The sequence below is a fragment of the Chryseobacterium sp. UYP7 genome (assembly GCF_056279225.1).
Genome location: NZ_JBWBQW010000003.1, coordinates 350,304 through 362,422, shown reverse-complemented (window position 1 = coordinate 362,422; position 12,119 = coordinate 350,304). Strand labels below are relative to the sequence as shown.

Here is a 12,119-nt window from a genome sequence, read left to right as displayed (position 1 = left end):
GTGATGAATATCCTGCAGTAGCAAAACCCTAGTAGAACTCTTATAATGGCAAACGATAACATTAAAATCTATTTAAAATCCTTCGATATATTGACCGATATCGAAATTGAAAATTTCGTTAAACTATCAACTTATAAATTGTTGAAAAAATCAGAATACTTTATCAGAGAAGGTGAAATTTGCAAACAAATAGCATTTGTTTTATCGGGTAGCTTACGTTCTTACTATATTTCAGATAAAGACGAAGATATCACCTACTGCATAACGTTTCCTAACAATTTGATGACTGCTTATTCCTCTTTTTTAACGGGTCAACCAACGCAAGAAAATATCCAGACTATTACACCAACTGAATTATCTATTATTCAGAAGGATAAGCTTGATCTATTAATGCAACAAAGTCCCAACTGGACTCATTTTTTAAAAAAAATAGCGGAGCAACAATACCTTGAATTAGAAAAAAGTATATTTCAGCTGCAAAAAAGCGATGCAAAAAATCGTTATTCTGACTTGATCAAAAATAAGCCAGAATATATTAAGAAAATTCCATTGCACTATTTAGCCTCTTATTTAGGTATTTCACAACGACATTTAAGCAGAATTCGAAAGGAATTTAATTTTTAGACATTTGTCCTAAATTATCCAAATATCCAATAGTAATTTTGTCATTCTAATATTTAAACAAAAAGAAATGTCAAAAAAAATTGTGATTATTAATGGACATCCAAACAAAGAAAGTCTAAATTTTGGATTTGCAGAAGCTTATAAAAAAGGCGCATTAGAAAGTAATGCGGAAGTGCAAGAAATTAAAATTTTCGATTTACAGTTCAATCCGAATCTTGAATTTGGTTATCAAAAACGCACAGAGTTAGAGCCAGATCTTTTAGAGTGTTGGGAGAAGATTAAGTGGGCAGATCATTTGATTTGGATTCATCCAATTTGGTGGGGAGGACTTCCTGCAAATATGAAAGGTTTTATAGATAGACTTTTTTTACCAGGCTTCGCTTTTCAATATAGAGAAAATTCCATGATTTGGGACAAGTTGTTGAAAGGTAAAACTGCCCATATAATCACAACGCTTGACCAACCGAGTTGGTACTACAGGTTAGTTTATGGCAGACCGAGCGTAAACCAACTAAAAAAATCAACTTTACAGTTTTGCGGAATTGCCAAAGTCAGAGTTTCCTATTTTGGCGTCGTAAAAAACGCTAAAGATGTTGTAAGACAGAAATGGATTGCCGAAGTTGAACAATTTGGTAGACAGAAGAAATAGTAATTTTCGAATGATATCGATTTGGCAATTTGTTTTGCAATACATTCAAGTTGCCTTTTCAGTTGAAGTTTACTAAAAAATACAGTGTGAGCATCAAACCTTTTTAATCATTAGACCAAAACATTTTACGAAAATAAAAAATTTATATTAGCAAGGAATAAAGCTACTGCTAATGATGATTTTATTATCCAATTATTAGCAGATCTTATTGAGAATAATACTCACATACACCGTTTTTACGAGCGATATTTATGTTATTTTACTTTATTGCATATAAAATTTTTTATTGGTTATATGGCTACTATAGAGATTATAACAAAATCATCTTATTGATATCCTGATTTCTACTTTGCGTTTATTACACTTTTGCATTTTTTAAATAATATTACAAAGGCAAAACAAACTCAATAAAATGATAAAAAACAAATTAGTATATCACTAAAATTGGTTTTTTACAGTTTTTTATTCAGCCGTTAATTCGTTTATTTTGATAGTAAAAATTAGTAAAATTATTCCCGTTAATAGTTCGAGCTAAATTGTATACGTAACTGAAAAAAAATTATGAGTAAACTGACTTTAAATAATTACTTCCATTCATTATTTCCTATTGAAAATGAAATAGTAGAAAAAATTACAGAAACATTTTGTGACTTTACGTTGAACAAAAACACTATTTTAATCAACAAAGATCAGGTTAGTACAAAAACGTATTTTTTAGAAATTGGCTACATGCGTTCCTATATATTGAATGAGGAAGAAGAAGAAGTAACTACAAATATTTATTCAGCTCCTTGTTTTGTTAATGACTTTTTATCGTTTTTTACAAAGCAACCTGCAAAAGAGATCTATCAAACCTTAACTGATTGTTTTTTTTGGGAGACGGGTTTAGAAAACGTACAGTCAAATTTTCATAGTATTCTCGAATTTAGGGAGTTTAGCAGACTTTTGTTTGTGATAAATCATTCTAAACTTAATGATAGACTGATCGAGATAATAAGTAAAAAAGGAGAAACAAGATATTTAAATCTTTTAAAACAACAACCGCATATTTTTCAAAATGTTCCGCTAAAGATTATTGCTTCCTATTTAGGTATAACAGATAGTACACTGAGCAGAATTAGAAAAGAAGTTAGCAGAATGTAATTTCTTGTCATTTATCAAGTTCTAATTCATTTATGAACTTTTATATTTGTGAAAAAATAAAACGTGCATAAAAAGAATATTATTATCATTGGTTTAGGTGGTGTTGGCGATTACCGACATTATTTTTAAAACATTTGAAAAAGCAAATACCTTTCCTCCAGAAACGCCAACCTCTTTGCAACTTGACGTGAATTCAGGAAAAGAGAATAATGAATTAGAATTATTTGCAGATGCAATAATTAGTTATGGAAAAAAATGAATGTTAGTACAGTTAATACCGAATTAATATATGAAGAAATAAAGACTTTACACAATATTGATAAAAGCATAACCTGCTAGTTTTATAGGTATTCCAGACAGTAGAATATAAAATCGACCTCTCTTAAAGCAATTTAAAAGAGGTTTCTTTTGATTTAAAATAGATTTAATTTGGACTACTTTTTTAGTTCAATGAGATTTGGCTTACGTTTTACTTTTTAAAGAAATATATGAATTTGTAGGTTGGAAAAAATACGATGTTCGGTGGATTTTTCTTATTTTAAACGTTACCGATAATTCTTCGTATGATTGGCAACGACCGGTATGCACCCCGCAAGCGACATTTTTCAATTCGTATTTGTATGTTTAGACAAAATCTGAAGCATTTTTTTGCAATTAGTATAAACCTTTATTAGGCTGGTATTAAAAAGTGGGAACTATTGAAAATACTTATTACATATAAATTCGAAATATAGACCAAAATTAAAATTATAGTCAATTTTTATCTTTTAACACATAATCTGCAGGAAGGCTGTTTCTGTTTTTAAATAGGGGCAGAAGTAACGATTCACAGCTGCAATTTTTCAACTACTAGAAAATTATGACCTGCGTAAAATGGCCGTAGGGTCAGCAATAATATGATGTTATTAAATGGTTAAGATTTAAATATTCATTTTAGGAAATAGGAGGTAATTCAAATTTGATTCACAATCCAAAAGACCGTTTCTTAATTTACAAGATGCACAAGTCTAAATAATGTAAAGATTAATTGCAACAAACCTGCGTAAAATAATTACAGGTTATTTCGTATACCTGCGTAAAGAAGATACAGCAACCTGTGTAATATATATTCAGGTTATTTTCTGAACCTGCGTGCAGCACCTGAGTAAACTGAATAAAGGTTTAAATGCTGCCTGCGTAATATGATCCATGGTAAAATTCTAATCTTTTTCAAGAGTATTATTACCCTTATTTGGTGATAAAGATTCTCGTTTCACTTCTAAAATTATCTTTTCAGACTGTGCTTAAATGATCGGGATTTTAACAGCAAGATGTGTCTTTGTATATACAAACTTTTCAAGTTTTATATCCAAAGACGATCTTGCCTTTTTTGCAAAAAGGGAGAAAAACTTTGGAACTCATTTTTCTATTTTATTAGAATCTTTAAAAATAAGATTTGAAATTAACCCGGATTATTCTTTTTTATTCTTTTCGTAACCCAGATGAAGCCAGATTGTTCATATTTTGGCCAACTCCCTTGAGTACTATTGTTTTGAAAGGTTTTAACGCTCAATTTTGTCTCGAAGTTTTTAATAAAAATACAGATGAGAAAATTGATTTATTTTTTATTATTGCTAATAGCAATATCCGTTGAGGGAAAAGTTGGTATCAATACCCAAACTGCAAAGACAACTTTAGAAGTGGTAGGAAAGCCAAATGATATGAATCATTATGATGGTATTATTCCACCGCAAATAACGGGTGATCAGTTAGCGAAAAAATCTTATTCTTCAGCAAAAAAAAACCGGTCATTTTTGTTACATATGTACCATCTATTCTATCGGGACAGGTCATTCATGTAATCGAACCGGGCTTATATTATTTTGATGGTAGTCTGTGGCAATCTTTTTCACAAGAAAAGCAACCGATTGAATACAGAATTGTATTACCATTTGATCAAAACAGTACTGTGTGTGACGCCTTTATTAATATAGGAAATATTTACAGTGTTATCGGATATATTCTTAATCAAATTATGCTGCTGCATAACGAAAATTCAACGCAATTTTTTCCGGCACTACTTGAAAAGGTTGCGATAAAAATTCCGAAAAGCTCCTTACAAACTATATCTAATACCTACGATACCTACGGAGCAATTCAAGGATACTCCAATTGGACCAAACCCTATTTACCATAATAGTTAAAAATATTAATGGTCCTATTATTAAGATGAACATTAGGAAATATTTAAAAATTAGATAGTGAAAGAAAAACTGATTATTCTACGAATTAAGAATTCTAAAAAAGAAGATTGGCAAAAATACTGTGCGAATAGAAATATTTCTCTGACGAGCTTAATCATCAATTCTGTAGAAGGTAGAATTCTGGACGACGAAAGAAGAAAAATAATATTGTTCATTGAAAAGCAGGATAACCTATTTGTAAAAATAGAAACTAATATTAATCAGGTTGCAAAATTCGTGAATGGGCAAAAATTTATAAGTGAAATAGAGTTAAAAAAATTTTCAGAGAAGTTATCAGAAATAACAATTCTTAAAAAACAGCAAAATGAAATGTTTGAAAAAATTTACTCTCTGCTTGCAAAATGATTGTTAAGGTTATGGCTGCAGCGGGTTCGAGTTTTCCTGGAGTCAATTACAACGATAAGAAAATTGACAAAGGAAAAGGGGAATTAGTGCTGATGAAAAATTTCCCACCAGTCATTAATGAGTCCATTAAGAAAGAGCAAGTCAGAGATTATTTGAGAGCGATTTCAGTTGGGAATAAAAAAGTACTAAAACCTCAGTTTCATGCGATGATCTCGACAAAGTTTCAGGAACATTCGAAAGAGGAGTTGGCAAAGATTGCAGAGAATTTCATGGATGAAATGGGTTACGGAAAACATCCATTTACTGTTGTTTTTCATAATGACACCGATAATAACCACGTGCATGTGGTTACCACAAGAGTGGACAAAACAACGGGGAAGAAGATTAATGATAGCTATGAAAAACTGAAATCACAAAAAGCGTTGGCTCAAGTGATGGAAAAAATATACGGACTCAATGAGGATGAAAAATTAAACAAATTATTGAAATATAATATCAGTTCTCTTAACCAACTGGAAACTTTACTCGGAAGAAGCGGATACAAAATGGTCAAAAATAAGAAAGATGAAAACGCTTTTGATATTCTAAAAAACGGAGTGAAACAGAAAACTATTAATAATAACCAAATCATTTTCGACCACCAAAAGAATGACAACAGGAAAAATCAGATCAAAGCCATTTTGATAAAATACAAAGAGATCCATTCGAATAAGGTTTTTAAAGTGGAAGATAACAGGCGGCAAGAATCAATGCAACCAGATGAAAAATTAGCTCTTCGAGAAAATCATTCAAAAATGAAAATTGAGTTTGAAAGTGAACTTCAAAAAAAACTAAAAGATGTTTTCGGGATTGATATTGTGTTTCATCAAAAAGAAGATTTAAAACCATTTGGATACACTTTAATCGACCACAAAACAGGAAAGGTATATAAAGGAAGTGAAGTGTTGAGGATGAATGAATTGTTTGAATTTACTTCTGATAAAATTGATAAAAAGCTTTTTGAAATATTGAAGGATTACAATATTCCCAATCTAGAGTCAAAAATGATTCTACTTGAATTTTTAAAAATAAAAAATCCAAAAGCGAGATTACAAGATTTTATGCTTTTTGAAAACAGAGGAAAAAAAGATTTAGATACCTATAGAAAAGTTCAAAATGAAGTAAGGGATTTTATTAAAACGAAGGGAAAAGTGAATGATTGTATTTCTATTGCTAAAAGTGAGGATGGAATAGTGTACGCAGTTCACACCAGATTCCATTTTATCGGAGAACTTCGATCATTATTGGGAGAAAATGAATACCAAAGATATTTTAATCCAGAAGGTATTTTCAATATGGAAATAGAAAACCGAACTCAAAATAATGAAAAAAATGAGATTATAAAAGCAGTAGATCAAATGTTATTTGAATTGATGAAGAGTACGACAACTGCAAAAGATCCTGCTGAGAATGATCTTAAAAAGAAACGAAAACGTAGAAAATAAAAACGGAAAAAATGATTATCACTTTTGCTACTCAGAAAGGAGGAACTGGGAAAACTACACTTGCCATTGCCTTTGCAAATTACATTTCGACAATTTCAGAAAGAAAGATAAATGTCTTTGATTTTGATTTTCAAAAATCATTTTATCACAAATGGAAGGAAGATGAAGCGTTGAATCTTCCAAAGCTTTACGAAGTAGAAATTATAGATGAGGAAGTGGAGCAGCCGTTTTCCGATTTTGAAACCATTATTGGACTTAAAGAAAGTGATGACATCAACCTATTTGATTTGGCAGGAACGCTTGATGAAAAATATATCGATTTATTGATTTATAGCGATTTCATCATTATCCCTTTTGAGTATTCTGATGTCTCTGCAAAATCAACTTTAGTATTTGTCAATTTAATGGGACAGTTAGAAAGCCAGGCAGAACGAATTTTTATTCGGTCAAAATATGATAAAGGCTATAAATATCTTAATCAAGAAGGAATGGATTCGGAAATAGTAAAATATGGTATTCTATTGAAGAACCCTGTTTTCAAAAGGAATTGTTTACAAACAATTAGTACGAGAGAATTAACGAAACATCAAAAATATGCAGTTAAAAACTCAATGGATGAGCTCATTAATTGCATCAACGGATCGCTGGAAATTTCGCTTTAATAAAAAATGTTACCAGAAAAAACACTTGAAACAAATGACAAAATTTATCATTACTCTACTCGCACTTTATGCACTCTATTACGTTGGGAATATCGTCTATGACCTCTTTTTTAAAAAGGAGTCTGCTGTGAATTCTGAAGAGAATGAAGACTTCTATCAACTTGATTTTGTAGAGTTAAACAAAACCGAAGTCACAACTGTAGGTATTGAAGATGTCGAAAATTTAAATACTCCAAAATCATTTACTCAACGTGAATTTCCAGTTGAAACAACGCTGTCAGAAGAAAGACAAAATATGGATCATTGGAGAGCGCGGTTTGAATCTGAACAAAATATTGATTTGTTTGATGATGAAAATTTGATAGAACCAGCCGAAGATAAAATTGTTTACGAGACCGAACAAAAGTTCGAAGAGAAACTTGATTCCGCAATAATCGACGGTGAACGAATCCAGAACCAACTAAAGGAAACGGTGAATCTAGCAATCAAAAAATTAAATAGTGACCGGTGGAAGAAAATGCTAAATCTATCTGAAACCAATGTTCAATTAATTAAGAACATCGATGGATTCAAGGTTTATGAATCATCCGCAATGTAAATGAATAATAATTTTTAACCCTTAATTTTTTAACATGATCAATCAAGTATTCAAAAAACACAAAATGATGAAAAGAGCAGTAACTGTTTTTGCACTTTTTCTGTCTTTAACTCCTGCGCTTGCAGGAAATGGCGGTAGTGCTGCCTTAGGTGCAGCAGCTGCAACAATTTCCGGTTACATCACCGATTTGGGATTGCTGATTTATGCCATTGGTGCCATCGTAGGAACGGTCGGAGGAATTAGGATTTACAACAAATGGACGAATGGAGACCAAGACATCAACAAAGAAATTGTTGGTTGGGGAGGTGCCTGTATTTTCCTTTTGTTGGTTCCAACATTTATTGCGGCAATATTCTAATGGGATATTTCCTTTATAAGGGGTTGAAAAAGCCCCTTATATTTTTCGGACTAAAAGACAAGTATATCTACTTCGCAATGGGTTCCGCCATTGGTGGACTTATTACAGTTGCGATACTTTCTTCTTTGTTTGGATTATTCGGAATGATCATCGGCGCAGCAATAGGAGGAACTGGAGTCTTTCTCAGTTACAAAATGCAGGATAGCAAAGGACTATATAACAAAACAAGGAATGAAGAAGAATTGCACATTATTCCGACAAAATTCAGAAATGTAAAACTTTTACCAAAAAAAGTAAATCATGAACTTAAAGAAAAAAACTTTTGATATTCCTTTTATCGGGTATGATTACGGGAAAGACAATAACTGGAATTTTGATGTGCTCATCGGTCAGTTCGGCAATCCTGTTATCGGAATACAAATCAAAAATAATGTAGAACAATATTCTGCTGACCCTGAAGCTTATCTACAATTTCATACGGTTTTGAATCAAGTTGTTGCGATCATTGGAGAAAATCATATTGTTCAGAAGATTGACATTTTCAGTAAACAAAAATATACTGCTGAAAAATCAAATGAATTTTTACAGCAAAAATATTCCGACCATTTTGAAGGCAGGATGTTCAAAACCATCGATACCCTTTTATTGTTTACGGAGATAGTAGATCAAAATAAAAAGAAAACCAAATACAATTTTTCCGAAAAGGCTTACAAAATATTAAGAGATAAATGCCTTAAAATCTTTATGCTTCTTTCTCAAAATGAGTGCGATCCAAAGTTTTTAAAGGAAAGGGATTTCGAACATTATATCAGTGGAATTTTATCAATGAATTTTGCTCAAACGCCTTCTTTTGATAATATTAAAGCCACGCATGAACTCCTTAACATCGGTAACAAATTTGTTAAAACGATTAGTTTCGTAGACATAGAAAAAATCGAATTGCCTTCAGAAATTGAAACCTATTCCTTTTTAGGTGGTAACGGTTCCGCTTCAGAAACAGCAGTGGACAATTTTTCTTTTATCAATGAATTAGATGATTACAAAACCATCGTTTACAATCAAATTATTTCTATTCCGCATCAAGCTTCAAAACAGCGAGAATTAGAAAAAAAGAAGAAAAAGCATGAAGGCGTCGCTAATAATTCACCGTCCAATGCCATCGTTGCAGAAGAAATTGATGAACTGCTTCATAATGTAGCGATGGATGGTCAACTCATCGTCGATGCCCATTTTTCTATTTCTTATTCTACAGATTCTCTTGAAAAAATGGAAGAAACTCAATCCTTAATTGAAAATAAATTGTTCATGAAAGGAATTATCGTTTCCCAAAATTCATACAATCAACTGGAGCTTTTTAGATGTTGCATTCCCGGAAATGCAGTGGAACTGAAATCATACGATTTATTTACAACGACAAGCGAAGCTGCGCTTTGTTTTTTTTTTAAAGAAAGTTATCCCGTAAACGAAGAATCAAATTTTCACTTGCGCTTCACAGATCGACAAGGTGTTCCCTTAAAAATAGACCCATCAGATTTACCAATGAAAACCGGCAGAATAAATAACAGAAATAAGTTTGTACTTGGTCCGTCCGGTTCTGGTAAATCTTTTTTGATGAACAATATCGTGGAGCAATATCTCACTTATAATTATGACGTAATTATTGTAGATACCGGCGATTCCTATTCCGGTCTTTGTGCGTACAAGGGTGGAAGATATATTCAATATACAGAGGAAAAGCCAATTACAATGAATCCTTTTTTGATGGATAAAGAGGAGTTTAATATTGAAAAAATTGAGTTTTTAACTAATCTTATTTTTTTGATTTGGCAAGGTGCAGATGCTTCGATGAGTTCGACTCAAAAATCTATTTTAGACAATGTGTTGATGTCTTATTATCATCAGTTTTTTAATGGTGGCAACAATTGGTACGAAGAGAAAAGTTCTGAAGATTTGTTTAATTATTTGAAAAAATACAACATTCACGAAGAGGATATTCATTCTGATTTTGAAAGCGAAATTAAAGAACATCAAACCTATTATGATATTCTGGAAATTCCTTTTGATGCAACAACTGCTCATGTTAGAGAAAAGGGACGAAAAATGATTCAGATTTATCATCCCGATAAAAATTTGGATAACCCGGATTACGATTCTTCTAAATTTTTTCAAGTCTTTGAAGCTTACGAAACTTTGAATGACGAAGAAAGAAGAAAGATTTATGACGAAACGCAACTCATTTTGACCAAAGCTAAATCTGTAATAAAAAGACCGGAGAATACGAAAGAATGGAAAGATGCACGACGAAAAGCGCTCATCAAAAGAATTGTTGAGTTAGAAAATAAACTTGCGTTTGCAGAATTATCATTTAACAGTTTCTACGACTATTGTGATCAGTTCTTACCGATTTATCTCAATAATAAAAAGCACCGAATTGATGAAAGTGAATTCAAACTAAGAACCTTCTTATTTGTTTTAAAAGACTTTTATAAAGGTGGTAGATATGGCACAACACTGAATGAAAATGCAGATAGTACTTTATTCGATGAGCCCTTTATTGTTTTTGAGATTGATAATGTAAAAGATAATCCTAAACTCTTTCCAATTGTCACGCTGATTATTATGGACACGTTTATCCAGAAAATGCGATTAAGAAAAGACCGAAGAAAAGCACTCATCATTGAAGAAGCCTGGAAAGCAATTGCCTCAAAATTAATGGGAGGCTATATTCTTTATTTGTACAAAACAGTAAGGAAGTTCTGGGGGGAGGCGGTCGTGGTAACTCAGGAACTCGATGATATTATTGGGAACACCGTTGTGAAGGATTCTATCATTAATAACTCTGACACTTTTATACTATTAGATCAAACGAAATTCAAAGATAATTTTGATAAAATCTCGTCGCTGCTATCACTAAACAAAGTGGAACAAAACAAAATATTCACCATTAATAATTTGAATAATAAGTTCGGAAGAAGCCGCTTCAAGGAATTCTATTTAAAACGAGGATCGAAAGGAGAAGTCTATGGGAATGAAGTTGCCTTGGAGCAATATTTAACCTATACGACAGAGAAACCTGAGAAAATTGCCATTGAATATTACGCGCACCAATCTGATAGTTATGATGAAGCATTGCAACTTTTTATCAAAGATTTAACTGAACTGGAGGACAAAATGGAAAATATGGTTGGCTTAGTCAATCTCTATCAACAACCTCTTGATGAAGATATTCTTGGTTATTATCAGGAAATAAGAAACGCAAACAATGACCAAAATATTTTGAAAATAATTGGACAGGAAATGCAAGATCGCGGATTGAATTTAAAAGAACTCCTTCATTCTAAAAAGCACGATTATGAAAAAGTTTAGACTTATTCTTTTGTTGATCATAGGAAATTTCGTCTCAGCACAAAACACTTACATCGATGTGACAACAACACTTGCGTTAAAATTATATTCGGATAATCTTGAAAATCAGCAGGAAAAAACAATTACGGAACAAACAAAACTGCAACAAGCTCAAGCTTGGGTAGGAACACAGATGGTGGTGGCAAATAATATTCAAAACACCGTTCTCAAAGGTTTGAATGAGGTATCTGGAACATTGAAAAATGGAGTACAGGTGATTGGGATTTATAACGAACTGGACCGCTGTTTACAGTATTCAAGTGATATTTTAATTCTAACAAAAGACAAACCGCAATATGCTGTTTTTGGAGTTAGGGCGTCTCAAAAAGCGTATGAACAGGTCATAAAATTGACCACAGATGTGACAGACTTATTAAAGCCGGGAGAATTAAATCTTGCCACTGCAGGAGATCGTTATAAACTACTTTTTTCGGTTTCTCAAAACGTCATTATGCTCAAAATCTGGTTGCTTTCTACCAAACTGAATATCGAAAGAGCTATAAGGTTAGGATGGTTTCAGTCTATTAATCCCTTTCAAGGTTATATCAATACTGATATGAGCATTGTACAAAACATTATGTGGACTTATAAAAACAGATTCTAATATT

General features: G+C 31.9%; 11 protein-coding genes. All 11 read left to right on the top strand.

Annotated elements, in window-relative coordinates:
• Positions 1 to 45: 45 nt before the first annotated feature.
• On the top strand, positions 46 to 624 hold the full coding sequence (locus ACZ9HT_RS09220) for a Crp/Fnr family transcriptional regulator (RefSeq protein ID WP_476040187.1): 579 nt from the start codon (positions 46 to 48) through the stop codon (positions 622 to 624).
• Between the two features lie 67 nt (positions 625 to 691).
• Positions 692 to 1,273 (top strand): NAD(P)H-dependent oxidoreductase, encoded by a 582-nt coding sequence (locus ACZ9HT_RS09215; RefSeq protein ID WP_476040186.1) that lies wholly within the window; start codon positions 692 to 694, stop codon positions 1,271 to 1,273.
• A gap of 561 nt (positions 1,274 to 1,834) precedes the next feature.
• The gene (locus ACZ9HT_RS09210; protein ID WP_476040185.1) at positions 1,835 to 2,416 is read left to right on the top strand and encodes a Crp/Fnr family transcriptional regulator; all 582 of its coding nucleotides are present in this window, start codon (positions 1,835 to 1,837) and stop codon (positions 2,414 to 2,416) included.
• Between the two features lie 2,240 nt (positions 2,417 to 4,656).
• Positions 4,657 to 5,004 (top strand): hypothetical protein, encoded by a 348-nt coding sequence (locus ACZ9HT_RS09205; protein WP_476040184.1) that lies wholly within the window; start codon positions 4,657 to 4,659, stop codon positions 5,002 to 5,004.
• The gene (locus tag ACZ9HT_RS09200) at positions 5,001 to 6,488 is read left to right on the top strand and encodes a relaxase/mobilization nuclease domain-containing protein (protein ID WP_476040183.1); all 1,488 of its coding nucleotides are present in this window, start codon (positions 5,001 to 5,003) and stop codon (positions 6,486 to 6,488) included. The genes ACZ9HT_RS09205 and ACZ9HT_RS09200 overlap by 4 nt, the downstream gene beginning before the upstream one ends.
• Positions 6,489 to 6,499: 11 nt before the next feature.
• Positions 6,500 to 7,150, top strand: coding sequence for a ParA family protein (locus tag ACZ9HT_RS09195; RefSeq protein WP_476040182.1), 651 nt, complete (start codon positions 6,500 to 6,502; stop codon positions 7,148 to 7,150).
• Positions 7,151 to 7,184: 34 nt separating this feature from the next.
• Positions 7,185 to 7,748 (top strand): hypothetical protein, encoded by a 564-nt coding sequence (locus tag ACZ9HT_RS09190; RefSeq protein WP_476040181.1) that lies wholly within the window; start codon positions 7,185 to 7,187, stop codon positions 7,746 to 7,748.
• Between the two features lie 64 nt (positions 7,749 to 7,812).
• On the top strand, positions 7,813 to 8,106 hold the full coding sequence (locus tag ACZ9HT_RS09185; RefSeq protein WP_476040180.1) for a DUF4134 family protein: 294 nt from the start codon (positions 7,813 to 7,815) through the stop codon (positions 8,104 to 8,106).
• Positions 8,106 to 8,432 (top strand): DUF4133 domain-containing protein, encoded by a 327-nt coding sequence (locus ACZ9HT_RS09180; protein WP_476040179.1) that lies wholly within the window; start codon positions 8,106 to 8,108, stop codon positions 8,430 to 8,432. Before ACZ9HT_RS09185 ends, ACZ9HT_RS09180 begins: the two co-directional genes overlap by 1 nt.
• On the top strand, positions 8,407 to 11,472 hold the full coding sequence (locus ACZ9HT_RS09175; RefSeq protein ID WP_476040178.1) for a TraG family conjugative transposon ATPase: 3,066 nt from the start codon (positions 8,407 to 8,409) through the stop codon (positions 11,470 to 11,472). The genes ACZ9HT_RS09180 and ACZ9HT_RS09175 overlap by 26 nt, the downstream gene beginning before the upstream one ends.
• Complete coding sequence (locus tag ACZ9HT_RS09170) at positions 11,459 to 12,115, top strand: hypothetical protein (protein ID WP_476040177.1); 657 nt, start codon at positions 11,459 to 11,461, stop codon at positions 12,113 to 12,115. The genes ACZ9HT_RS09175 and ACZ9HT_RS09170 overlap by 14 nt, the downstream gene beginning before the upstream one ends.
• Positions 12,116 to 12,119 lie beyond the last annotated feature (4 nt).

Coding starts and splice junctions, on each gene's coding strand:
- ACZ9HT_RS09220 (WP_476040187.1), top strand. CDS start 46: ATGGCAAACGATAACATTAAAATCTATTTAAAATCCTTCGATATATTG.
- ACZ9HT_RS09215 (WP_476040186.1), top strand. CDS start 692: ATGTCAAAAAAAATTGTGATTATTAATGGACATCCAAACAAAGAAAGT.
- ACZ9HT_RS09210 (WP_476040185.1), top strand. CDS start 1,835: ATGAGTAAACTGACTTTAAATAATTACTTCCATTCATTATTTCCTATT.
- ACZ9HT_RS09200 (WP_476040183.1), top strand. CDS start 5,001: ATGATTGTTAAGGTTATGGCTGCAGCGGGTTCGAGTTTTCCTGGAGTC.
- ACZ9HT_RS09195 (WP_476040182.1), top strand. CDS start 6,500: ATGATTATCACTTTTGCTACTCAGAAAGGAGGAACTGGGAAAACTACA.
- ACZ9HT_RS09190 (WP_476040181.1), top strand. CDS start 7,185: ATGACAAAATTTATCATTACTCTACTCGCACTTTATGCACTCTATTAC.
- ACZ9HT_RS09185 (WP_476040180.1), top strand. CDS start 7,813: ATGATGAAAAGAGCAGTAACTGTTTTTGCACTTTTTCTGTCTTTAACT.
- ACZ9HT_RS09180 (WP_476040179.1), top strand. CDS start 8,106: ATGGGATATTTCCTTTATAAGGGGTTGAAAAAGCCCCTTATATTTTTC.
- ACZ9HT_RS09175 (WP_476040178.1), top strand. CDS start 8,407: ATGAACTTAAAGAAAAAAACTTTTGATATTCCTTTTATCGGGTATGAT.
- ACZ9HT_RS09170 (WP_476040177.1), top strand. CDS start 11,459: ATGAAAAAGTTTAGACTTATTCTTTTGTTGATCATAGGAAATTTCGTC.